Genomic DNA, 24,704 nt, shown 5'->3' with positions numbered 1-24,704 from the left:
TCTTTATCGGTCCCATCTTCATCGGTCTCTCGGATCGAGCGCGTCGCGCAGGCCGTCGCCGACGAAGTTCAGTGCAAACAGCGTCGACACGAGGAAGAAGGCGGGGAACAAAAGCAGCCAGTTGGCGGTGCCGATGTTCTTGGCGCCGACCGAGATGAGCACGCCCCAGCTGGTCATCGGTTCCTGCACGCCAAGGCCAAGGAAAGACAGGAAGCTTTCCAGGATGATGACCTGCGGCACCAGCAGCGTCATGTAGATCACCACTGGTCCGAGCAGATTGGGGATGACATGGCGCAGCAGGATGCCGCGCTGGCCGACGCCCATGGCTTCGGCCGCCTGGACATACTCCTGCCGCCGGATCGACAGCGCCTGGCCGCGCACGATGCGCGCCATGTCGAGCCACAGCACCGCTCCCACCGCCAGGAACATCAGCACGAAGTTGCGGCCGAAGAACACCACCAGCATGATGACAAAGAAAATGAAGGGCAAAGAATAGAGCACGTCGACGATGCGCATCATCACCTCGTCGATCTTGCCGCCGGAAAAGCCTGCCGCCGCCCCATAGAGGACGCCGATGACCACCGCGACAATGCCGGCAAGCAGGCCGATGGCCAGCGAGATGCGCCCTGCCATCAGCGTTCGCGAGAGAAGATCGCGACCGGTGTTGTCGGTGCCGAACAGGAAGTACTGCTGTTTGACCGACGCAGTCATAGTCAATTCGAGCCCGTCGGCCGATTTGCTCTCTATCTTGGTATCGTCGAAGGCATCGGAGCGGTCGAGATAGCGGATGTTGCGGTCGTCGATCGGTTTGGTCGAGGTGACGGTGACGGTGACGCGACTGCCGTCCAGTTTCCACTCCTTGATGTCGACGCGCATGCGCTTGATGGCATCCTTGAGCGCCGTCTCGATCATGTCGGGCTTCGGATAGGCTGAAAAGCTTGGCGGCGTGCGCACATAGTCGGCATAGATGGTGGTGTACTGATGCGGCACGAACCAGGGGCCGAAGATGCTGATGACGCCAATGAAGGCCAGGTAATAGAGGCTGAACATGGCGGCGCGGTTGGCTTTGAGGCGCGCCCATGCGTCGCCCCAGAGCGAGCGGCCGACGACGGCCGGCGGAGCGGCGGCGGCTGTGATGTCAGTCATAGCGCACCCTCAGTCATAGCGTACCCTCGGGTCGACGACCGCGTACATGACGTCGACGATCAGGTTGAAGACGATGGTGAAGAGCGCGATCACCACCACGGTCCCCATCACCAGCGTGTAGTCGCGGTTGAGCGCGGCATCGACGAAATAGCGGCCGACGCCGGGAATGGAGAAGATGGTCTCGACGATGACCGAACCGGTGAGCAGCGCCGCGGCTGCCGGGCCGGTGAAGGAAACGATCGGCAGGATGGCGCCGCGCAGCGCGTGCTTGACCACCACCGACCAGTCGGAGAGGCCGAGCGCACGCGCCGTTCGGATATGATGCGAACGCAAGCTCTCGATCATCGACCCGCGCATCAGGCGGGCAACGATGGCGATCTGCGGCAAGGCCAGCGTCAGCACCGGGCCGATCTTGTTGATCAATGCGCCATCACCCCAGCCACCGATCGGCAACAGCTTCCAGGTCAATCCGAACACCAGCTGAATGACAGGAGCGATGACGAAGGTGGGGATAGTGCTGCCGGCGGTCGCCAGCGCAATCACCGTATAGTCGCCAAGCTTGTTCTGGTTGAGCGCGGCGATGGTGCCGAGTACGGAACCAAGCAGCAGCGCCAGGATCAGCGCGGAGGTGCCGAGCTGGACCGATATCGGCAGCCCCTTGGCAAACAGTTCGGTGACGGTGAAGTCAGGCAAATTGTAGCTCGGCCCGAAATTGCCGCGCAAGAGATTGCCGAGATAGTGGGCATATTGCAGCCAGAGCGGATCGTCGAGGCCGAACTGTGCTTCCAGATTGGCCCTGATCTCGGGACTGAGGCCCCGCTCCTGATTGAAAGGGCCGCCCGGTGCGACGCGTATCAGGAAGAACGCCATGGTCACGATGACGAACAGCGTCGGAATGGCGGTCAGAAGCCGCCGTAAGATATATCGCAGCATTGGCGCCCCGCTTCGGCCAGAGCGACATACGTCCATGCGGACGCATTGCCACGCTCCGGCGCCAAATCTTCGCACCGGGCTTGCCGAAAATCGACCACGACTTTCGGACCGGTGCGATGACCGACCAGTCCGCCGCGCCCGGAGGTGACGCGGCGGTCCAGGCAAGGATGATTATCAGTCCTTGGAGACGAAGCGGGACGGATGGATGTCCATCACATTGTCATCGAAGCCATGCAGCTTCGAGGAAACGATATCGTGGAAGCTGTAGTAGAGAAGCGGAATGTTGCCAACGTCATCGACAAGGATGCGCTCGGCCTCGGTGAGGTCCTTCATGCGCTCTTCCGGCTTGCCGCCGGCAGCCGCGGCCTTGTCCATGGCCGCCTCATATGCCGGGCTGACGTAGCTCGAATAGTTGTTGCCGCTGGCCTTGCGGGTGATGCCGAGGAAGGTCTCGGGATCCTTGTAGTCGGCGATCCAGGCGGCACGCGCCACGTCGTAGTTGCCCTTCTGCTCGAGGAAGGAATAGTGGGTCTTGGTATCGGTGTTGAGCAGCGTGATCTCGACGCCAAGCGGCTTCAACTGTTCCTGGATGGCAACCGCGGTGTTCTTGTGGTTTTCCGAGGTGTTGTAGCGGATCTCCATCTTCAGCGGATGCTCGGGCGTATAGCCGAGTTTCTCGAGGATTTTCTTGGCGGCGTCCTCGCGGTCGATCTGCGGCATGTCGGCGTATTTGGCCATTGCCGGCGTGTAGCCGGCGATGCCCGGAGGCACCATCGAATAGCCAGGCAGCATGGAATTCTGCCAGACCTTTTCGGCCAGGAAGTCGCGGTCGATCGCCATCGAGATGGCGTTGCGCAGCTCGACATTGTCCCACGGTGCCTTGTCGGTCTTGATCGCGTAATAGTAGGTGCCGAGATACGGTCCGACGCGGACCTGATCGCCGAACTTGGTCTTGAGGTCAGCGAGCTGTTCGGTCGGCAGGTCGCCGTAGCTGTCGAGTTCGCCTGCCTCGAAGCGCTTCATCGCCGAAGAGCGGTCTTCGGTCGGGATGTAGTTGACGACGTCCATCTTGACGGTCGCGGCATCCCAGAATTTCGGATTCTTGACCAGCTTCATGTGGTCGTTGGGAATCCACTCGGCCAATGTATAGGCGCCGTTCGAAACGAGATTGCCCGCCTTGATCCAGTCGGCGCCGAGCTTGTCGATCGAGGCCTTGTTGACCGGGTAGGTAGCCTGGTGGGTCAGCATCTCCAGGAAGTATGGCGTCGGCGCCTTCAGCGTCACTTCCAGGGTGTTGGCGTCGATCGCCTTGACGCCCATGTCCTCGGGCTTGCCTTTCTTGGTGTTGACTTCCTCGGCGTTCTTCACGGGATAGAGCATGGAAGCGTATTCGGCGGCGGTCGCCGGATCCTCCAGCCTACGGAAGGAATAGACGAAGTCGTCCGCCGTCACCGGGCTGCCATCCGACCACAAGCCGTCCTTGCGCAGCTTGAAGGTGTAGACGGTGCCGTCATCAGATACCGTCCAGCTTTCGGCGGCGCCCGGGATGAGGTTCGTCTTCTGATCGTGCATGACCAGTCCCTGGAACAGGTCGCGTATGATATCGGCTTCGTAGACGGTCGAGGTCTTGTGCGGATCGACCGTCTCCGCTTCGGCGGCGCTGCCTCTGTTATAGACGGTCTCGGCAAGGGCCGGCGTCAGGAACGTGCCTGCGGCAAAGGTCATGGTTGCGGCGACAAGCGTCGCCTTCAGCAAATTTTTCAGCATGAAGTCTCTCCCTGTGGCGCTGCCCATCGGCTGCGCCTTACGAGTGTTGACGCCCCAGAACCGATTTCTGGCCCCTTCGAGCGCGCTGCCGGTTCCCGTTCCGGCAGCTGGTGGCAGGAGACTAGACAGACGGAAATATTATTTCAACCGAGTCTTGCTTGACGCTAAGTGAGCATCCTCACCCTAAACCAGCCATAGCTAATCTATATTATAAGATCCAATTGGGTGCAGCTTGTGGTTGTCCTGTAATTTTGGGTTTTGCCCTCAGCAGTTGTCATTAGCGCAACCATCTGGAAACATTCCAGGAATGCAGTTCGTGGCCAAGCTCAACGAAAGTACCTAAGAAGCCCGAAAATGGAAAACGTGGCGCCGGTGACGTTGCGCGGATCACTCGGCACGGTTGCATGCGGACACGATCTTTTTTGAAGCCGGACGGCGTCCCTGAAAGATCAGCCTACCTTGCCGACAAACCAGCCCAGGGCCGGCAGCAACAGCCCCTCCTCCTGCAGGACGGCACCGCCACCCAGAGCGATCGCCTCGACAAGCTGGAGATCCGGCGGCAGCCGCCAGTCGGCCGGCTTGTCGGCGAAATTGAAGACGCAGAGCAATATCTCGTCCTCGCCCTGCCGGATGAAGGCAAGGACATCGCCGTCGGTATCGAGAAAGCGGATCGGGCCCTTGACCAGCGCCAGATGCGCCTTGCGCAAGGCGAGCATCGTCCGGTAGCCGGCGAGCACGGACTTGTCGTCGGCGTTCTGGATATCGACCGCCCGAGCGCGGTGGCTTTCCGGCACCGGCAGCCAGGGTTTTCCCGAGGAAAAACCGGCATTGTCGGCGCCCGCTTCCCAGACCATCGGTGTGCGGCAGCCGTCCCTGCCCTTTACCCCCGGCCAGAAACGGATGCCGACGGGATCGCGCAGATCCTCGAAGGTCAGTTCCGCCTCCTCCAGCCCAAGCTCTTCGCCTTGGTAGAGACAGATCGAGCCCCGCAGGCAGGAGAGCAAAGCGATAGCGAATGTCGCCACCGCATCTGGATCGCCGCCCGGCCGCGTCCAGCGGCTGACATGGCGCACGACATCGTGGTTGGAGAACGCCCAGCAGACCCAGCCGTCGGCGACAGCTGCCTCGAAGGCCTCGACGCAGCCGCGCACATGGGCGGCTGAGAATTGCTGACCGAGCAGGTCGAAGGTGTAGCACATGTTGAGCTTGTCGCCGCCGGATGTGTAGGCGGCCAGCGTCTGCAGCGAACGGTCTTCGTCGCCGACCTCGCCGACACTGGCGCGGCCGTCATATTCGTCGAGTAAAGCGCGGAAGCGCCTGAGGAAACCGAGGTTTTCCGGTTGCGTCTTGTCGAACAGATGCTCCTGGAAGAGATAGGTGTTGGTTTCGCCATTGGTGCCGGCGACGCTCGACGCCAGCGGCGGATTGCTGCGCAGCCAGCGGTCGTGGACATAGTAGTTGACCGTATCCAGGCGGAAGCCGTCGACGCCGCGCTCGAGCCAGAACCGCACCGTCTGCAACAACGCGTCTTGAACCTCAGGATTGTGGAAGTTGAGGTCCGGCTGCGAGGCGAGGAAATTGTGCATGTAGTATTGCCGGCGGGTCGCGTCCCACTCCCAGGCCGGGCCGCCGAAGACCGACAGCCAGTTGTTGGGCGCGTTGCCGTCCGGCCTGGTGTCGGCCCAGACATACCAGTCAGCCTTGGGATTATCCTTGCTGGCACGGCTCTCTACAAACCATTCGTGCTTGTCGGAGGAGTGCGACAACACCTGATCGATGATCACCTTCAGGCCGAGCCTGTGCGCCTCGGCAACCAGCGCGTCAAAGTCGTCGAGCGTGCCGAACATCGGATCGACCGCCTGATAGTCGGAGACGTCGTAGCCCATATCGGCCATTGGCGATTTGAAGAAGGGCGACAGCCAGACGGCGTCGACGCCGAGCGAGGCGACGTGCGCCAGCCGTGAGGTGATGCCTGAGAGGTCGCCGCTGCCGTCGCCGGTGGTGTCCTGGAAGGAGCGAGGATAGATCTGGTAGATGACGCAGCCGCGCCACCAGTCGGCGCTCTGTTCGGGTCCCGGCTGGGCATTGTCGTCGGCCATCACGGACCCTTCCTGGCGCGGGCCTTTGCGGTCCGGCGCTCGATCATGAAACTGACACTGCGGCCGGGCAGCGGCCACGCGAGGTCGACCGCTTGCGCTTCAACAGCCGGCTGCCATTCAAAGCCTTGCCGCGCGGGCAGCGTGAAGACGCATTGGCGGCGATCGCCATTGACGATCACAGCCAGGCGGCCTTCCCCGCCATCGCCGAGCAGCATGACGAGGCGATGGCGCGAGCCATCGTTCCAGTCGGCTTCGCCGAGCGGCGCGCCGGTCTCGGTCAGCCACGCGACGTCGGGCACATCAGAACCGTCCGGCGGCTCTCCGGTCAGGAAGCGCGTATCGGAAAGCGCCGGCACCGCGCCGCGCAGAGCTGCGAGCGCCGACACATGGGCTTCCAGCCCGACGTCGCGCCCGGCCCAGTCGAGCCAGGTGATGGCGTTGTCCTGCGCATAGGCGTTGTTGTTGCCCCCTTGCGTGCGGCCGAATTCATCGCCCGCCGTCAGCATGATGGTGCCGCGCGAGGCAAACAGAGTGGCGAGCAGCGCGAAGCGATCATGGGAACGGGCCTCGGCAATCGCCTTGTCCGAGGTTTCGCCCTCGACGCCGTTGTTCCAGGACAGGTTCTCATTGTGGCCGTCGCGGTTCTTCTCGCCATTGGCCTGGTTGTGCTTGGCTTCATAGGCGACGATATCGGCCAGCGTCATGCCATCGTGTGCGGCGATGAAGTTGACCGTGCGGCTGGCGGATTGGCCCTCCCTGCCGAACACATCGGAGGAGCCGGCGAGCCTTGTCGCCAGCGCACCGACCGCGCCGGCATCGCCGCGCCAGAAGCGCCTGACGTCGTCGCGGTAGCGGTCGTTCCATTCGAGGTAAGGCGGCCGGAAATTGCCGAGCTGATAGCCATTCGGGCCGATGTCCCACGGCTCGGCGATCAGCACCCTATCGGCAAGCAGAGGATCGCCAGCGATGGTCTCGAGCAACGGGGCCGCCGGATCGAATACGCCAGCGACGCGGCCGAGGACCGGCGTCAGGTCGAAGCGGCAACCGTCGACGCCGGCATGGCGGACGAAATGGCGTAGCGTGTCGAGTACCATGTCGCGAACGACCGGATGATCGCAGGCAATGGTATTGCCGGTGCCGGTATCGTTGGCCAACCTGCCGTCCGGCTCGCTGCGGTAGTAGGCTTGATTGTCGAGGCCGCGCAGCGACAGCGTCGGCCCGAGCCGGTCACTTTCGCCGGTATGATTGAAGACGAGATCGAGGATGGTGCCAATGCCAACCCTGCGCAGCACCCCCACAGTATCGCGCAACTCGGCGAGGCCGCCGGGCGCCAGGCGCGGGTCGAGCGCCATGAAGGTGACTGGGTTGTAGCCCCAGGCATTGCTGAGGCCCAGCGGCGGCAAATGGCGCTCATCGATCCATGCCGTCACGGGCATTAGCTCAACGGCGGAGACGCCGATCTTTCTGAGGTGTTCGAGGATGGCCGGATGCGCAAGTGCCGCAATGGTGCCGCGCTGCGCTTGGGGCACGTCCGGATGCAGTCTGGTGAAGGAACGGACATTGAGTTCGTAGATCAGACCGCCCGGCTGGAACAAAGGCGCCTTGGCCGGCAGCGGCTTCGGCAGCGCGCGGGCGACGGTCTTCGGCATCAGCGGCGCGGTATCGGTGCCTTCGTTGCGCCGGACGGCAAGCCGCCAATGATGCTGGTAGGGCCGGTCTATCTCGACGGCGTAGGGATCGGTGAGCAGCTTGTCGGGATCGAACCACAGCCCGCGCTCCGGCGCATATTCGCCGTCGGCGCGAAAGCCGTAGCGCGTACCCGCGGCAAGGCCGGCGACGAACAGCGCATGGACGCTCTCGCCTTCCGGCTGAAGTTCGAGCCGGTCGATTTCACGGGCGCCGGTGTCGTCGAAGATCGACACCCACAGGCGCCGCGCGGATGACGACCAGGCGGCGAAGCGGATGCCTTCGGGAGTGACCGTTGCGCCGAGCTGGGTCATCGGCGCATCCTCCACCCTCCCCCTTGTGGGGAGGGTCGCGAACGAAGTGAGCGGGGTGGGGGTCGGCGCGGGGAAAGCGCTTTACGAGCACCCCCAACCCGATCCGCTGCGCGGATCGACCCTCCCCACAAGGGCGAGGGTAAAGACGTCACCACCCTCAAGTAATCACGCTCGGCTTGTTGCGCCCGGTGTGGCTCTTGATCCCGGCGATATCATCGGCAGCCGCGATCAGGTCGGCGAGCGCATCTTGCGTGTCGAGATCATGCCGCGCTCTGTCCGGCTCGTAGCGCTCGATGTAGACGCGCAGCGTAGCACCCGACGTGCCGGTGCCGGACAAACGAAACACGACACGCGAGCCGCCTTCGAACAGGATGCGGATGCCCTGGTTCTTGCTCACCGAACCGTCGACCGGATCGTGATAGGCGAAGTCGTCGGCATTGGCGATCTTCAGGCCGCGCACGCTGGTGCCGGGCAGCGAGGTCAGCTTGGCGCGCAACTCGTCGACCAGGGCGTTGGCGCGCTCGGTTTCGACCTCCTCATAGTCATGACGTGAATAGTAATTGCGGCCGTAGGTCGCCCAATGTTCGGTAACGACGTCCTTGCAGCTTTCGCCGCGCACGGCCAGGATGTTCAGCCACAACAGCACCGCCCACAGCCCGTCCTTTTCACGGACATGGTTCGAGCCGGTGCCGGCGCTTTCCTCGCCGCAGATCGTTGCCATGCCGGCATCGAGCAGATTGCCGAAGAACTTCCAACCGGTCGGCGTTTCGTAGATGCCGATGCCGAGCTTTTCGGCGACGCGGTCTGCCGCGCCGCTGGTCGGCATCGAGCGGGCGATGCCTTTGAGGCCGTCCTTGTAGCCCGGCGCCAACTGCGCATTGGCGGCAAGCATGGCCACCGAATCCGACGGGGTGACGAAAATGCCCTTGCCGATGATCAAGTTGCGGTCGCCGTCGCCGTCGGAAGCGGCGCCGAAATCGGGCGCATCCGGTCCCATCATCTCGTCATAGAGATGCTTGGCGTGGACCAGGTTCGGATCCGGGTGATGACCGCCGAAATCGGGCAGCGGCTTGTAGTTGCGGCAGGTGCCATTCTCCGCGCCAAGCCTGCGCTCGAGGATTTCCTTGGCATACGGGCCGGTGACCGCATGCATGGCGTCGAAGCGCATGCGGAAGCCGTATTTGAAATTGGCGCGGATGGCGTCGAAGTCGAAAAGGCTTTCCATCAGCTCGGCGTAATCGGAGACCGGATCGATCACCTCTACCGCCATGCCGCCGGCGGTCACCGTGCCGATCTTGTCGATGTCGATCTGGTCGATGTCGGCCGTCCGAAAGCTCGAAATCGTCTTGGTCTTTTCGAAGATCGCGTCGGTCAGCTTTTCCGGCGCCGGGCCCCCATTGCCGGCATTGTACTTGATGCCGAAATCCTCGTGCGGGCCGCCCGGATTGTGACTGGCCGACAGGATGATGCCGCCGAAGGTCTTGTATTTGCGGATGACATGCGACGCCGCCGGCGTCGACAATATGCCGCCCTGCCCGACCATCACCTTGCCGAAGCCGTTGGCCGCCGCCATGGCGATGGCCTTCTTGATGACCTCGCGGTTGTAGAAGCGGCCGTCGCCGCCGATCACCAGCGTCTTGCCCTCAAAGCCCTCCAGCGCGTCGAAGATCGACTGGATGAAGTTCTCGGCATAGTGCTCCTGCTGAAAGACAGGCACCTTCTTGCGCAGTCCGGACGTGCCGGGTTTCTGGTCGAGATAGGGTTTGGTGGCGACGGTCCGGATCATGCTTCAGGCAACCCTTTTCGAAAGCAGCAGGCGGTAGAGTTCAACGTATTTGTCGGCGCTCTTGTCCCAGGAGACATCGGCCTTCATGCCCTGGCGCTGGATCTGTTCCCAGACGGCCGGGCTCGAACGCGCATCGACCAGCCGGCGGATGGCGTGCAGCATGGCGCCGCCACTATTGGGCGCGAACTGGAAGCCGGTGGCGACACCGGCCGAGATCGCTGCTTCATTGGCGTCGATGATGGTGTCGGCAAGGCCGCCGGTGCGGGCGACGACCGGCACGCAGCCATAGCGTAGGCCGTAAAGCTGGGTCAGCCCGCAAGGCTCGAAGCGCGACGGGATGACGATGGCGTCGCAGCCGCCCTGCATGGTGTGGGAAAGCCCCTCGTCATAGCCGACGACGACGCCGACACGGCCGCGATGGCGGGCGGTGGCAGCCAGCAGCGCGCCTTCCAGGCCGGCGTCGCCTGAGCCGAGGATCGCCAGCCGCGCGCCGGTGGCGACGACGCCGTCGACCACAGCCGCCAGTATGTCCATGCCCTTCTGCCAGGTCAGCCGGCTGACGACGCAGACGATCGGACTGTCGTCGCGCTCGAGGCTGAAGCGGTCCTCGACAACCGCCCGGTTGGGAAGCCGAGCCTTGAGCGTCGCGGCGGAGTAGGCCGACACCAGATGCTTGTCGGTCTCCGGGTTCCAGATGTCGGTGTCGATGCCGTTGACGATGCCGTAGAGGTCGGAAGAGCGCATGTTGATCAGGCCGTCGAGGCCCATGCCGAATTCCGGCGAGCGGATTTCCTGGGCATAGGTGGGGCTCACTGTGGTGATCGCCCAGGCCGCCTGCAGGCCGGCCTTGAGGAAGCCGACGCCGCCATAGTATTCGACGCCGTCGAGCGCCATCGCCGCGGCCGGCAAGCCGAGCTCGCCAAAAATGCCGGCGCCGAACTGACCCTGGAAGGCAAGGTTGTGAACCGTGATCAGCGACGGCACGCCGACCGCCTTGCCGTAGCGCATATAGGCCAGCGTCATCGCCGACTGCCAGTCATGGGCGTGGACGAGATCCGGCTGGTAGCCGGAAATGGCGCCGCCGGCGATATCGCCACCGACCTGGCTCAGCGCGGCAAAACGCCGCCAATTGTCGGGCCAATCGGCGCCGGCCGCATTGCCGTAAGGGCCGCCGGGACGGTCGTAGAGATGCGGCGCGTCGAGCACGAACAGGTCAAGCCCGGCGATCTTGACGGCATGGACCGAAGCCTTGCCGCCCTGCAGCAGCGGGTATTGGTAGACAGCCTTCTTTTTCTTGAAGGCGTCCATCACCTGGGGAAAGCCGGGGATGAGCGTGCGCATGGTCACGCCCTTGGCGGCCAGCGCGATCGGCAATGCGCCGGTCACGTCGGCAAGTCCGCCGGTCTTGATCAGCGGGAATATCTCGGGCGTGACCGACAGAACCTGCATGCGTTTATGGTACCCCGTCTTACAGCTTCAGCTTGTCGATCATGTCCTGCGTGACCAGGCAGATGCCCTTTTCCGAAACCCGGAAACGCTTGGCGTCGAGAACAGGGTCTTCGCCAACCACCAGCCCTTCCGGTATCCTTACACCGTGGTCGATGACGACGCGCTTCAACTTTGCGTTCCGGCCGACATGAACGTCGGGCAGCATGACGACCTCTTCCAGCGTCGAATAGGAGTTGATGCGCGCGCCGGTGAAGATCAGGCTGCGCTTCAGCGAAGCACCCGAGACGATGCAATCGCCTGAGACCAGCGAGGAGACGGCCGAACCACGCCGGCCATCCTCGTCATGCACGAACTTTGCCGGCGGCTTCAATTCGGCATAGGTCCAGATCGGCCAGTCACGGTCGTAGAGGTCGAGTTCGGGGGTAATATCGGTCAGGTCGATATTGGCTTCCCAGTAGGCGTCGACCGTGCCGACATCGCGCCAATAGGCCTCGTTCTCGGCCGTCGAGCGCACGCAGGATTTGGCGAAGCGATGCGCGATCGCCTTACCATGCTGGACGATGTAGGGGATGATGTCCTTGCCAAAGTCGCGGCTGGAGCCTGGCTCGGCCGCATCGCGGCGCAGCTGTTCCATCAGGAACTTGGTCTTGAAGACATAGATGCCCATCGAGGCCAGCGCGAATTCCGGCTTGTCGGGAATGCCGGGCGGGTCGGCGGGCTTTTCGACGAAGGCGATGATGTTGTCCTTGCCGTCGACATGCATGACACCGAAGCCGGTCGCTTCCAAGCGCGGCACTTCAAGGCAACCGACAGTGACATCGGCATTGGCATCGACGTGCTGGCGCAGCATCAGCTCGTAGTCCATCTTGTAGATGTGGTCGCCGGCGAGGATGACCATGTATTCGGGGCCATAGGCCTCGATGATGTCGATGTTCTGGTAGACGGCGTCGGCCGTGCCTTCATACCACTGGGTTTCCGAGACACGCTGCGAGGCCGGCAGGATGTCGAAGCTTTCGTTTCGCTCCGGGCGCAGGAAGTTCCAGCCGCGCTGCAGGTGGCGGATCAGCGAATGCGCCTTGTACTGGGTGGCGACACCGAGGCGACGAATGCCGGAATTCAGCGCATTGGACAGCGCGAAATCGATGATGCGCGTCTTGCCGCCGAAATAGACGGCCGGCTTGGCCCTGCGGTCGGTCAATTCCTTGAGCCGGCTGCCGCGGCCGCCGGCCAGCACATAGGCCATGGCATCGCGCGCCAGCGGCTGGGTTCTCTTCAAGTCTGCCATTTTTACCCTCCCAAATTACCAGTCTGGAGCATCGCCCGGTCCGCAACGAGTCGACGGACCTAATCCGAAACGAGTTGACGGACCTAGTCCGCAACGAGTTCAAGCATGATCGTCGACAGTGGCGGCAAAAGCATCGTTGCCGAAATGCCTCCTCCTTCCGCCCTGGCTTCGACCACACCGCCATTGCCCTTGCCCGAACCACCATAGTCCGAAGCGTCGGTGTTGATGATTTCGCGCCATTTGCCGACCTTGGGCAATGGCACGCGATAATTGTCGCGCGGCACCGGTGTGAAGTTGGAAATGACGGCGATCGGGTTGCCGCCGGGCGCGCTGCGCAGCCAGGCGAAGACCGAGTTTTCCTTGTCGTCGACGATCAGCCAGGAAAAGCCGTCCGGTTCGCAGTCGCGCGCATGCAGCGCCGGGCGCGAGCGGTAGAGATAGTTGAGGTCGCGCACCGTCTGCCAGACGCCGCGATGCGGGTGGAAGTCGAGCAGGTTCCAGTCGAGCGCGCGCGCCTCGCTCCACTCGCGGCGCTGGGCGAATTCCTGGCCCATGAACAACAGCTTCTTGCCGGGATAGCCCCACATGAAGGCATAGAAGGCGCGCAAAGTCGCGAACTTCTGCCAGTCGTCGCCGGCCATCTTGCCGAGCAGCGTGCCCTTGCCGTGCACGACCTCGTCATGGGACAGCGGCAGCACGAAATTCTCGGAAAAGGCGTAGGTCAGGCCGAAGGTCAGGTCGTTGTGGTGATGTTTGCGGAAGATCGGCTCCTTGGCGAAATACTCCAGCGTGTCGTGCATAAAGCCCATGTTCCATTTGAAGCCGAAGCCCAGCCCGCCTTCATGCACCGGCGCCGAGACCTTCGGCCATGAGGTCGATTCCTCGGCGATGGTCATCACGCCGGGATGGTGGCCGTAGACCTCCTTGTTCATCTTCTGCAGGAAGGACACCGCTTCGAGGTTTTCGCGGCCGCCCTTCTCGTTGGGGATCCATTCGCCGGCCTTGCGCGAATAATCGAGGTAGAGCATCGAGGCCACCGCATCGACGCGCAAACCGTCGACATGGTATTTCTCGGCCCAGAACAGCGCGTTGTTGACGAGGAACGACACCACCTCGCGGCGGCCGAAATTATAGATCGCGGTGTTCCAGTCGGGATGAAAACCCTTGCGCGGATCGGCATGCTCGTAAAGCGCTGTGCCGTCGAAATTGGCCAGGCCATGCGCATCGACTGGGAAATGCGCCGGCACCCAGTCAAGGATGACGCCGACGCCGGCGCGGTGCGCACCATCGACGAAACGGGCGAAGCCGTCGGGGTCGCCGAAGCGCGCCGAGGGGGCATAAAGTCCGGTTGTCTGATAACCCCATGACGGGTCATAGGGATGTTCGGAGATCGGCAGGAACTCGATGTGGGTGAAGCCGGTCTCGACAGCATAGGGGATGAGCTGGTTGGCGAGTTCGTCCCATGACAGGAAGCTGCCATCATCGTGCTGCTGCCACGAACCGGCATGGACCTCGTAGATCGATATGGCTTCGCGCCGGGGATCGGCCTTGCGCCAGTAAGCGCGATGCGCCTCGTCGCCCCATTCATGCGCCGGCGGCACCGCCGTCACCGATGCCGTGGCCGGGCGCAGTTCGGATTTGAAGGCGAACGGATCAGCCTTGAGCGGCAGGCGCACGCCGTCGGGGGCAATGATCTCGTATTTATAGGGGTGGCCGGCGCCGATATCGGGAATGAACAGCTCCCAGATGCCGGTGTCGCGGCGGTCGCGCATCGTGTGCCGGCGGCCGTCCCATTCGTTGAAGTCGCCGACCACCGAGACACGCCGCGCATTGGGCGCCCAGACGGCGAAGTGTACGCCGGAGGCGCCCTCGTGATCGATGAGATGAGCGCCGAGCTTGTCGAACAGCCTGAGATGCGACCCTTGGGCGATGTAATAATCATCCATCGGGCCGAGTACCGGGCCGAAGGAATAGGGATCGCTCAGCCACCAGTCGCCGCCGGCATTCTTGGCGTGATAGCGCAGCGGCTGACGTTTCTTGATCGACAGTCTGCCTTCGAAGAAGCCGGCGTCGTCGCGCCGCGTGAGTTCGCCGGCCGTCTTGCCGGTCAGCGTATAGGCGGTGACGAACTCGGCATTGGGGACGAAGCAGCGGGCAACCAGGCCCTTGTCGGCTTCATGCACACCCAGCACCGCGAAGGGATCACCATGCGTGCCTGCAACAATTGCGGCGACATCGCCGGCTGACGCCAGCCCGTCCGACCCGCTCGTCGTCGCGGTCGCGCGCGGTTTCTTCATCAGGCGGTGTCCCTCCCTGGGAACCAGTTCTTGTGCACAAGACCCGTTGATCGTGGCCTCATGCAATCATATCAGGCGGGCACGTTCCAGATTTCTTTCGCATATTGGCGGATCGTGCGATCGGAAGAGAACCAGCCGACGCGGGCAACGTTGCGGATAGCGCGCGCGTACCAATCGGGGCTGTTGCGCCAGACGGCGTCGACATCGCGCTGGGCGGCGGCATAGGCGTCGAAATCCGCCGCCACCATGAACCAGTCGCTGTTGTAGAGACCGTCGACCAGCTCGCGGTAGCGATCCGGCTGGTCGGGCGAGAACACGCCCGACGATACTGCGGCAACAGCCTGCGCCAATTCAGGGGAGCCCTCGATCACGGCGCGCGGGTTGTAGCCATTGCTGCGCCGCTCGGCGACTTCCGCCGTGCTCAGGCCGAAGATGAAGATGTTGTCGTCGCCGACGCATTCCTTGATCTCGACATTGGCGCCGTCGAGCGTGCCGATGGTCAAGGCGCCGTTCAGCGCGAACTTCATGTTGCCGGTGCCCGACGCCTCCATGCCGGCAGTCGAAATCTGCTCGGACAGGTCGGCGGCCGGCATCATCACCTCGGCCAGGCTGACATTGTAGTTCGGCACGAACACCACTTTCAGCAGACCGCGCACCGACGGGTCGCTGTTGATGACCTTGGCGACGTCGTTGGCCAGTTTGATGATCAGCTTGGCATTGTGGTAGCTGGGCGCCGCTTTGCCACCAAAGAATTTCACACGTGGCATCCAGTCCTGCTCGGGATGCGAGCGGATCTGATCGTAGAGCGCGATCGCTTCCAGGATGTTGAGCAGCTGGCGCTTGTATTCGTGGATGCGCTTGACCTGGATGTCGAACAGCGCCGACGGGTCGAGCTTGATGCCGAGCCGGTCGGCGACCAGATTGGCGAGCTTGACCTTGTTGGAGCGCTTGACGGCGGCGAACTTGTCGCGGAAGGCGGCGTCACCGGCAAAGGCTTCGAGCCCCTTGATGGCGTCGATGTCGTCGAGGAAACGGTCCCCGATCGCCGCGCGGGTGAGCGCGGTGAGGCCTGGATTGCACTGGATCAGCCAGCGGCGTGGGGTGATGCCGTTGGTCTTGTTGTTGATGCGCTCGGGATAGAGCTTGTGGAGATCGGCAAACACCGTCTCCTTCATCAGTTCGGTGTGCAACGCCGACACGCCATTGATCGAGTGCGAGCCGACAAAGGCCAGGTTACCCATGCGCACGCGGCGGTCGCCATTTTCCTGGATCAGCGAGATGCGGCTGATCTGCTCATTGGAAAACTGGTTGGTGGCGCGGGCCTCAAGCAAAACCTGCGCATTGATGGCGTAGACGATCTGCATGTGGCGCGGCAAAAGCCGCTCGAACAGCGGCACCGGCCAGCTTTCCAGCGCCTCTGGCAGCAGCGTGTGGTTGGTGTAGCCGAAGGTGCGCTTGGTAATATCCCAGGCCTGGTCGAAATCCATGCCATGGACGTCCATCAGCAGGCGCATCAGCTCCGGCACGGCGATCGCCGGATGGGTGTCATTGAGATGGATCGCCGCCTTGTCGGGCAGCGAGGCGAGATCGCCATACTGGCTGAGATGGCGCTGGACGATGTCCTGCAGCGACGCGGTGGAGAAGAAATATTCCTGCCGCAGCCGCAGTTCCTGGCCGGCCTTGTGGGAATCGGCGGGGTAAAGCACGCGCGACAAGGCATCGGCCTTGTTGCTTTCGGCCAGCGCGCCGATGTGGTCGCCGGCGTTGAACTTGTCGAGCAGGATCGGATCGACCGGCATGCCGGACCAAAGCCGCAGCGTGTTGACGCGGTTGGCGCGCCAGCCAACCACCGGCGTGTCGTAGGCGACGGCCTGGACATGCTCGGTCGGCTTCCAGACGTGACGCTCGAGCCGGCCATCCTTGGAGGTGATCGATTCCACCGAGCCGCCGAAGCCGACCTCGAAGGCACGCTCCCGCCGCTCAAACTCCCAAGGGTTGCCGTGGTCGAGCCAGGTTTCGGGCAGTTCGACCTGCCAGCCATCATGGATCTCCTGGCGGAACATGCCGTTGGCGTAGCGAATGCCGTAGCCATGCGCGGGAATGTCGACGGTCGCCATGCTTTCCATGAAGCAGGCGGCGAGCCGGCCGAGACCGCCATTGCCGAGCGCCGCATCCGGTTCGAGCCCGGCGATGAGGTCGAGGTCGACGCCCAGCGACTTGAGCGCTTCTCGCATATTGTCCATCAGGCCTAGATTGGAGAAGGCATCGCGCATCAGCCGGCCGATGAGGAATTCGAGCGACAGGTAATAGACGCGCTTTTCCTGCTGGGCGTAGGCCTCCTGCGTCGCCTGCATCCAGTGATCGACGATGCGGTCGCGCACGACCTTGATCGAGGCTGTCAGCCAATCATATTGCGTGGCAACGGAGGTGCCTTTGCCGACCCGGTATTTGAGAGCCAGCAAGACTTCGTCGGCCAGCGTCTTGGGATCGGGTATTTCGAGATCGGGGGCTTTGGCTGTCATTGTTCGCGTCATACTGCCTCTCGTGATCGTGCTGCGATCATACCGGCTTTCGCTCTCAGTCCCAGCCTATCCTAGTGCATCGCAACATACGTTCAATCGATTTAGACCAGCATGCCGCCAGTTCCCCTGCGGCAATTTATCCGTCGAGCGGATCAGGCAGCGAGTGCAGCCTCCGGCGGAACCTTCGCTCCGGTCATGAAGGCGACGGCGTCGGACATGGTATATTGCTTGGGATCGATGACGCAGAGGCGGCGGCCGAGCCGATGGATATGGATGCGGTCGGCAACCTCGAAGACATGCGGCATGTTGTGCGAGATCAGCACGATCGGCAGGCCTCGCTTCTTGACGTCGAGGATCAGTTCCAGCACGCGGCGGCTCTCCTTGACGCCGAGTGCCGCAGTCGGTTCGTCCATGATCACCACGCGGCTGCCGAAAGCGGCGGCGCGCGCCACCGCAACGCCCTGGCGCTGGCCGCCCGACAGCGTTTCCACCGCCTGGCTGATGTTCTGGATGGTCATCAGGCCAAGCTCGGTCAGCTTGTCGCGGGCGCGCTTTTCCATTGCCGGCCGGTCCAGCATGCGAAGCCAGTCGCCGAGGAAGCCGGGTTTGCGGATCTCGCGGCCGAGGAACATGTTGTCGGCGATCGACAGGGCCGGCGACAAAGCCAGGTTTTGGTAGACCGTCTCGATGCCCGCCTCGCGCGCCTCCATGGGCGATTTAAAAGCGACAGCCTTGCCTTCAAGACGGATCTCGCCTTCGTCGGGCACGGCGGCGCCGGAAATCGCCTTGATCAGCGATGATTTGCCGGCGCCATTGTCTCCGATGACGGCCAGGATTTCGCCGGGGTAGAGGTCGAAGTCGGCATTGTCGAGGGCGGTGACACGGCCATAGCGCTTGATCAGGCCGCGCGCGGTGAGGATGGGTTCCACGGTCATGCCGAAACCTTTCTGATCCATTGGTCGATCGCCACGGCGCCGATGATCAGCACACCGGTGAGCAGCACCTTCCATTGCGGATCGGCGCCCAGCATGTTGAGGCCCATCGAGACGACACCGACGATCATCGCGCCGAAAAGCGTGCCCAGAATTGAGCCGCGCCCGCCGAACAGTGAAATGCCGCCGATCACCGTCGCAGTTATCGCCTGCAGGTTGTAGTCGGTGACGGCGGCTGACGGTGAGATCGAGCCGTTGCGGCCGATGGAAACCCAGGCAGCGAAAGCTGCGATCAACCCGGCAAGGGTGTAGACCGTCATCAACACCTTCTTGGTCTGGATGCCAGACAGCTTCGCCGCCTCCTGATCATCACCAACGGCGTAGACGTGGCGGCCCCAGGCGGTGTGATTGAGCACGTACCAGAGGATCAAAACGAGCACGACCGTGGCGATGACGCCCAGTGTCAGCACCGCCGTGCCGATCTTGAAACTCAGGGCAAAGAGATGCAGCAGCGGCGCCTGGGCGTCGACATCGGTATCGCGGATCGTCTCGTTGGCCGAATAGATGAAGTTCGTCGCCATGACGATGTTCCAGGTGCCGAGCGTGACGATGAACGGCGGCAGCTTCATGTAGGCGACCAGCAAACCGTTGAGCAGGCCGCAGGCTGCGCCGGCGGCAAGCCCGATGGGCACTGCGAGCACGGCCGGCATGCCGTAGCTGACCGCGCAATTGCCCATGATCACGGCTGAAATCACCATGATCACGCCGATCGACAGGTCGATGCCGGCGGTCAGGATGACCAGTGTCTGCGCGGCACCGAGGATGCCGACGATGGCGATCTGCTGCAGGATCAGCGTCAGCGTATAGGATGAGAAGAAACGCCCGCCAATGGCGATGCCGAAAATTACGATCGACAGGACCAGCACAATCAGCGGCACCGCCGCCGGCGTGGAGTGCAGGAAATGCTGGATGCGCTTGACGGCCGATTTGTGCTCGTCAAAGGCGGCAACGCTTGTGTCGCTGCTCGAGAGAACCTTCTCGAATTCCTGTGCTTGAGCCATGTTTCCTCCCCTGGGCTTCAGCTCCATGCCGAGACCCGCTCGCGCCTGTCCGGTCTGCTGCCGGGATTATTCGCGTGACGCATCGTCCACCCGAAGCGGCCGGGGATCAAGCCCCCGGCCGTCAGCTTGTCGCTGGCTGTCAGACAGCCATCAGCCCCAGCACTTGGCGAGGCCTTCCTTGGTGTCGATCGACTTCACGCCATTGGCCGGCTTGTCGGTGACGAGGTTGACGCCGGTGTCGAAGAAGTTCTTGCCTTCGGTCGGCTTCGGCTTGGCGCCGTCCTTGGCGAAGGCGGCGATCGCCTCGATGCCGAGTGCCGCCATCTGCAGCGGGTATTGCTGCGAGGTGGCGCCAATGACGCCTTCGGTCACCGACTTCACGCCGGGGCAGCCGCCATCGACCGAGACGATCAGCACCTGGCTTTCGAGACCGACCGCCTTGAGCGCCTGGTAGGCGCCGACAGCGGCGGGCTCGTTGATGGTGTGGATGACGGTGATGGAGTTGTCCTTCTGCAGAAGGTTTTCCATCGCCTTGCGGCCGCCTTCTTCATTGCCGTTGGTGACGTCGTGGCCGACGATGCGGGCATCGTCCTCATCGCCGATCTTGTTGGGATCCTTCACGTCGATGCCGAAGCCCATCATGAAGCCCTGGTCGCGCAGCACATCCACGGTCGGCTGTGAGGGGGTCAGGTCGAGGAAACCGATCTTGGCGTCCTTGGCCTTATCGCCGAGGGTCGCGGCTGCCCAGGCGCCGATCAGCTTGCCGGCTTCCAGATTGTCCGTCGCGAAGGTCGCGTCGGCGGCATCGATCGGGTCCAGCGGGGTATCGAGCGCGATCACCAGCAGGCCGGCGTCACGCGCCTTCTTCACCGTCGGCACAATGCCCTTGGTGTCGGACGCGGTGATCAGGATGCCCTTGGCGCCGTCGGCGATGCAGCTTTCGATCGCCGCCACCTGGCTCTCGCTATCGCCGTCGATCTTGCCGGCATAGGTCTTGAGGTCGACGCCAAGTTCCTTGGCCTTGGCGGTCGCGCCCTCCTTCATCTTGACGAAGAAGGGGTTGGTGTCGGTCTTGGTGATCAGGCAGGCGCCGACGCCGGCGGCCGATGCTGTCGAAGCAAACGCCATCAGGCCGAGGCCCGCCGCGGCGAACACGGTGGACTTCAATAAAGCTTTGGTCACGATCTTCCTCCCATGGAACCATGCGGATGCCGCCAACCGACATCTCGAGCGCATCCACTGAAGTTCTCCCAGTGTGGACGCGCCCTCAAATGACACCAGCGGGAGCCGCCTGTCAATAATTAAATCACTCTTATTTATTATTGACAGCTTTGCGCGGTTCACTCATTCTGCCGCAAAAGCAGTAAGAATAAACCAAGGGAAGGAACAAGGGTGGAGACCGGCATTGCGAGGCACGGTTCGCCCGAGGCGGCCGCCAGCCGTCTCCACCGTGGCACCAACCAGAGCGGCATGCGCGACCACAATGAGCGGCTGGTGCTGTCGTTGGTTCGCCAGCACGGCAGCTTGGCCAAATCAGACATTGCGCGCATGACCGGGCTTTCAGCGCAGACCGTCTCGGTCATCATGCGCGAACTGGAGGAAGACAGCCTGCTGCTGCGCCAGGCGCCGTTGCGCGGCAAGATCGGCCAGCCCTCCATCCCGATGGCGCTGAACCCCGAAGGCGCCTTCTTCATCGGCCTCAAGATCGGCCGCCGCAGCGCCGAACTGGTGCTGATCGATTTCCTCGGAACTGTGCGTTCCATGCTGCAGCACTCCTACCGCTATCCGGCGCCGCGCGAGACGGTTGAGTTCGTCACCGAAGGCATGAAGACGATGCGCGCCGAACTGACACCTGCGCAGGACAAGCGCATTGCCGGGCTCGGCATCGCCATGCCGTTCGAACTGTGGAACTGGGCCGACACCGCCGGCGCGCCGCGCGACATCATGGACGAATGGCGCCATCGCGACATCCGTGCCGACATCCAGGCGCAGTGCGAATTCCCGGTCTATCTGCAGAATGACGCCACCTCCGCCTGCGGCGCCGAACTGGTGTTCGGCCAGACCGGCGGGGCGCGCGACTTCGTCTATTTCTATATCGGCGCCTTTGCCGGCGGCGGCATCGTGCTCAACGGCCGGCTGTTCGGCGGGCCAACCGGAAATGCCGGGGCGCTGGGTTCGATGCCGGTGCCGGGACCAGACGGCAAGCCGACGCAGCTCATCGACGTCGCCTCGATCGCAATGCTGGAAAAGGCGCTTAACGCACGCGGCATTGACGGCTCCTATCTCTGGACCTCGCCGCAGGAATGGGGCGAGATCGGCGCCGATCTGGACGACTGGATCGCCAGCGCCTCGCAGGCGCTTGCCTACGCCATTGTCGCGGCGTCCTCGGTGATCGATTTCGAGGCCGCGGTGATCGACGGCTGGATGCCGCTCGCTGTCCGGCGCCGGCTCGTCGATGCGATCAGGCAGGCGATCGGTACGATCGATGGCGAAGGGCTGAAGCTTCCGGTGGTGCGCGAAGGCACCGTCGGCATCCATGCCCGCGCGCTGGGCGGCGCCAGCCTGCCGCTGTCCGAACGCTTCCTCATCGGTTCGACCACGATTTCCAGGAGCATCTGAATGCTGATCGGTATTCCGTCGCTGCTCGGTCCGGAGCTTCTGGCGACATTGCGCGCCATGGGCCATGGCGACGAGATCGCGCTCGTCGACGGCAACTATCCGGCGGAAGAACAGGCAAACCGGCTGATCCGCGCCGACGGTCTTCACCTCATACCGGTGCTTGACGCCATTTTGAGCGTGCTGCCGGTGGACGACTTCGTGCCGGAAGCGCTGTTTCGTGCCTCGGTAAAAGGCGATCCCTCGGTCGCCGATCCGGTCCACCATGAAATCGAAACGATCTGCACCAGGCGCGCGCCGGGCCGCAAGGTGGTTGCGCTGGCGGGCGCCGACTTCTATGCACGCGTCCGGTCGGCATATGCGATCGTCGGGACCAGCGAACCCCGGCTCTACGCCAACATCATCATCCGCAAGGGCGTGATCTATCCGCCGGAGAACAAGAAATCATGATCCTCTGCTGCGGCGAAGCCCTGATCGACATGCTGCCGCGCACCACGACACAGGGCGAGCCGGCCTTTGCGCCCTATGTCGGCGGCGCGGTGTTCAACACGGCGATCGCGCTTGGCCGCCTCGGCGCGCCCGCCGGCTTCTTTTCCGGCCTGTCGTCGGATCTGTTCGGCGGCCAGTTCCGCGAGGCGCTCGGCGCAAGCAAGGTCAGCTCCACCTATGCGCACACCTCCCCTCGCCCGACCACGCTCGCCTTCGTGCGGCTCACCAACGGCCAGGCGACCTACACTTTCTACGACGAAAACACCGCCGGGCGCATGCTGACGACAGAGGATCTGCCGAAACTGGGCGCCGAGATCGAAGCCATGCTGTTTGGCGCCATCAGCCTGATTTCGGACCCGGCGGGTGCTGCCTACGAAGAATTCATGAAACGCGAGCACGAACGCCGCGTCATGATGCTCGACCCCAACATCCGGCCGAACTTCATCCCCGACAAAGCCAAGCACCTCCGGCGCATCCGCTCGATGATGGCGATGGCCGACATCGTGAAGCTATCGGATGAGGATCTGCACTGGTTCGGCGAGGCCGGCTCGCATGAGGACGTCATCCGCAACTGGCTGGATCGCGGCCCGAAGCTGATCGTCGTTACCCACGGCAGCGAAGGTGCCGTCGGCTACAGCAGGGAACACAAGGTCACGGTGATGCCGCATAAGGTGGAGGTGGTCGACACGGTCGGCGCCGGCGACACTTTCAATGCCGGCATTCTGGCCTCGCTGCACGAGCAAGGCCTGCTCACCAAGGCCGGGATCGGCGGCCTTTCGGAGGACGCCATCCGTCAGGCGCTGGCGCTCGGCGCCAAAGCGGCGGCGGTGACCGTGTCGCGGGCCGGCGCCAACCCGCCCTGGCGGCACGAAATCGCCTGATCCACGCTTAGTCCGCCGCCAGCCGCTGCAAGCAGCCGATCACTTTATGTTTCCGCGAGCCGGAAAGACGCACTGAATTAGCCGGATTAATAGGCGGCGAAGCCCGGATTTCCGGCATCTTGCGGCAATGCAGGGAAAGCCTGAAGTAACAGGCTGCGACACCTAGACAACCCGTCCCGCGGCCGGTCCGGCTTTCTAGACCGGCCCAACTCTGGTACCAGCGGCCCGGTTAAGTTGTTGTTTCTGTGCGTGTCATTGTCCCCGGGGCAGCCCGCACCACACCGTTTTTGAGGCCGACATGCAGTTCATCGATCTTGGCGCGCAGCGCGAACGTATCCGCGACCGGCTGAAGGCCGCGATCGACAATGTCGTCGAGGAAGGCCGCTATATCCTCGGACCGCAAGTCACCGAATTCGAAAACAAGCTCGCAGCCTATATCGGCACCAAGCATGTCGTGGCCTGCGCCAACGGCACCGACGCGCTGCTGTTGCCGCTGTTTGCCGCCGGTATCGGCCCCGGCGACGCGGTGTTCGTGCCGAGCTTCACCTTTGCCGCGACGGCGGAAGTGGTGGCGCTTGCCAAGGCCGAACCGGTTTTCGTCGATGTAGACGCCGAGACCTACAACATCGACATCGCCAGCCTCGAGGCGGCGATCGCCATGATCAAGAAGGAAGGCCGGCTGAAGCCGAAGGCGATTATTCCCGTCGACCTGTTCGGGCTTGCCGCCGCCTACGAGGCGATCATGGCGATTGCCAAGTGCGAAGGGCTGCTGGTGATCGAGGATGCGGCGCAGTCGATCGGCGGTTCGGCCGACGGCACAATGTGCGGCGCCTTCGGCCATGTCGGCTCGACCAGCTTTTATCCGGCCAAGCCGCTGGGCTGCTACGGCGATGGCGGCGCGATGTTCACCAATGACGACGCGCTGGCCGACCAGCTGCGCTCGTTTGCGTTCCACGGTAAGGGCGAGACGCAGTATGACAATGTCCGCGTCGGCATCAATTCACGCCTCGACACGATCCAGGCGGCGATCCTGATCGAGAAACTCGCCATCCTCGAAGACGAGATGGTCGCCCGCCAGGTGGTGGCCAAGCGCTACGCCGAAGGTCTCGGCGACATCGTCAAGACGTCACGCAATCTGGGCGGTGGCCGCTCGGCCTGGGCGCAATACGCCATCGAGACGCCGAAGCGCGACGGGTTGAGGGCGCATCTCGGCGAAAAGGGCATCCCTTCGGTGATCTATTATGTGAAGCCGCTGCACGAGCAGGTCGCCTATCGCGACTATCCGCGCACGCCGACCGGGCTTGCGGTTTCGGAGGAACTGCCGAAGCGCATCCTGTGCCTGCCGATGCATCCCTATCTCAGCGAAGCCGACCAGGACCGCATCATCGAGACGATCCGCAACTACATTGGCTCGAACTCGGCGCATGTAGCGGCGGCGTAA

Annotated in this window: 17 protein-coding genes; 4 read left to right on the top strand and 13 right to left on the bottom strand. The window is 63.1% G+C overall.

The features are described 5' to 3' along the window. Positions 1–18: 18 nt before the first annotated feature. The 13 genes from NKI88_RS26700 to NKI88_RS26640 all read right to left on the bottom strand — a co-directional run bounded on the left by NKI88_RS26700 (position 19) and on the right by NKI88_RS26640 (position 20,405). Positions 19–1,146, bottom strand: a complete 1,128-nt coding sequence (locus NKI88_RS26700) for an ABC transporter permease (RefSeq protein WP_023670736.1) — start codon at positions 1,144–1,146, stop codon at positions 19–21. 9 nt (positions 1,147–1,155) lie between these two features. Further along, the gene (locus NKI88_RS26695; RefSeq protein ID WP_023684574.1) at positions 1,156–2,079 is read right to left on the bottom strand and encodes an ABC transporter permease subunit; all 924 of its coding nucleotides are present in this window, start codon (positions 2,077–2,079) and stop codon (positions 1,156–1,158) included. Between the two features lie 174 nt (positions 2,080–2,253). Beyond that, entirely contained in the window at positions 2,254–3,846 is a 1,593-nt protein-coding gene (locus NKI88_RS26690; protein ID WP_352658379.1) for a peptide ABC transporter substrate-binding protein, read from the bottom strand. A gap of 449 nt (positions 3,847–4,295) precedes the next feature. Further along, entirely contained in the window at positions 4,296–5,945 is a 1,650-nt protein-coding gene (bglA, locus tag NKI88_RS26685) for a beta-galactosidase BglA (RefSeq protein WP_352658377.1), read from the bottom strand. Then, positions 5,945–7,945: a glycogen debranching protein GlgX gene (gene glgX / locus NKI88_RS26680; RefSeq protein ID WP_352658375.1), complete on the bottom strand. Its 2,001-nt coding sequence runs from the start codon at positions 7,943–7,945 to the stop codon at positions 5,945–5,947. The genes bglA and glgX overlap by 1 nt, the downstream gene beginning before the upstream one ends. Before the next feature lie 157 nt (positions 7,946–8,102). After that, positions 8,103–9,731 (bottom strand): alpha-D-glucose phosphate-specific phosphoglucomutase, encoded by a 1,629-nt coding sequence (locus NKI88_RS26675; RefSeq protein WP_352658373.1) that lies wholly within the window; start codon positions 9,729–9,731, stop codon positions 8,103–8,105. A 3-nt stretch (positions 9,732–9,734) separates the two neighbouring features. Then, the gene (glgA, locus tag NKI88_RS26670) at positions 9,735–11,180 is read right to left on the bottom strand and encodes a glycogen synthase GlgA (protein ID WP_352658371.1); all 1,446 of its coding nucleotides are present in this window, start codon (positions 11,178–11,180) and stop codon (positions 9,735–9,737) included. A 19-nt stretch (positions 11,181–11,199) separates the two neighbouring features. Beyond that, positions 11,200–12,465: a glucose-1-phosphate adenylyltransferase gene (glgC, locus tag NKI88_RS26665; RefSeq protein WP_023715696.1), complete on the bottom strand. Its 1,266-nt coding sequence runs from the start codon at positions 12,463–12,465 to the stop codon at positions 11,200–11,202. 83 nt (positions 12,466–12,548) lie between these two features. Continuing rightward, the gene (gene glgB, locus NKI88_RS26660) at positions 12,549–14,762 is read right to left on the bottom strand and encodes a 1,4-alpha-glucan branching protein GlgB (protein ID WP_352658369.1); all 2,214 of its coding nucleotides are present in this window, start codon (positions 14,760–14,762) and stop codon (positions 12,549–12,551) included. A gap of 71 nt (positions 14,763–14,833) precedes the next feature. Then, positions 14,834–17,296: a glycogen/starch/alpha-glucan phosphorylase gene (locus tag NKI88_RS26655; protein ID WP_023743703.1), complete on the bottom strand. Its 2,463-nt coding sequence runs from the start codon at positions 17,294–17,296 to the stop codon at positions 14,834–14,836. A gap of 140 nt (positions 17,297–17,436) precedes the next feature. Beyond that, on the bottom strand, positions 17,437–18,219 hold the full coding sequence (locus tag NKI88_RS26650; protein ID WP_023670726.1) for an ATP-binding cassette domain-containing protein: 783 nt from the start codon (positions 18,217–18,219) through the stop codon (positions 17,437–17,439). Next, positions 18,216–19,277: an ABC transporter permease gene (locus NKI88_RS26645; protein ID WP_023670725.1), complete on the bottom strand. Its 1,062-nt coding sequence runs from the start codon at positions 19,275–19,277 to the stop codon at positions 18,216–18,218. The genes NKI88_RS26650 and NKI88_RS26645 overlap by 4 nt, the downstream gene beginning before the upstream one ends. 150 nt (positions 19,278–19,427) lie before the next feature. After that, positions 19,428–20,405, bottom strand: coding sequence for a sugar ABC transporter substrate-binding protein (locus tag NKI88_RS26640; protein WP_081725578.1), 978 nt, complete (start codon positions 20,403–20,405; stop codon positions 19,428–19,430). Between the two features lie 264 nt (positions 20,406–20,669). Here NKI88_RS26640 and NKI88_RS26635 point away from each other — a divergent pair, with 264 nt between their 5' ends. The 4 genes from NKI88_RS26635 to NKI88_RS26620 all read left to right on the top strand — a co-directional run bounded on the left by NKI88_RS26635 (position 20,670) and on the right by NKI88_RS26620 (position 24,704). Continuing rightward, positions 20,670–21,896: an ROK family transcriptional regulator gene (locus tag NKI88_RS26635; RefSeq protein ID WP_023725236.1), complete on the top strand. Its 1,227-nt coding sequence runs from the start codon at positions 20,670–20,672 to the stop codon at positions 21,894–21,896. Then, positions 21,897–22,343 (top strand): RbsD/FucU family protein, encoded by a 447-nt coding sequence (locus NKI88_RS26630; protein WP_023684581.1) that lies wholly within the window; start codon positions 21,897–21,899, stop codon positions 22,341–22,343. After that, positions 22,340–23,263, top strand: coding sequence for a carbohydrate kinase family protein (locus NKI88_RS26625; RefSeq protein WP_023684582.1), 924 nt, complete (start codon positions 22,340–22,342; stop codon positions 23,261–23,263). The genes NKI88_RS26630 and NKI88_RS26625 overlap by 4 nt, the downstream gene beginning before the upstream one ends. A gap of 298 nt (positions 23,264–23,561) precedes the next feature. After that, positions 23,562–24,704, top strand: a complete 1,143-nt coding sequence (locus NKI88_RS26620; RefSeq protein ID WP_352658367.1) for a DegT/DnrJ/EryC1/StrS family aminotransferase — start codon at positions 23,562–23,564, stop codon at positions 24,702–24,704.

Source organism: Mesorhizobium sp. M0317, from assembly GCF_040321555.1.
Classification (GTDB): Bacteria; Pseudomonadota; Alphaproteobacteria; order Rhizobiales; family Rhizobiaceae; genus Mesorhizobium.
The sequence above is the reverse complement of the archived record's forward strand: the minus strand, read 5'-3'. Positions and strand labels throughout refer to the sequence as shown.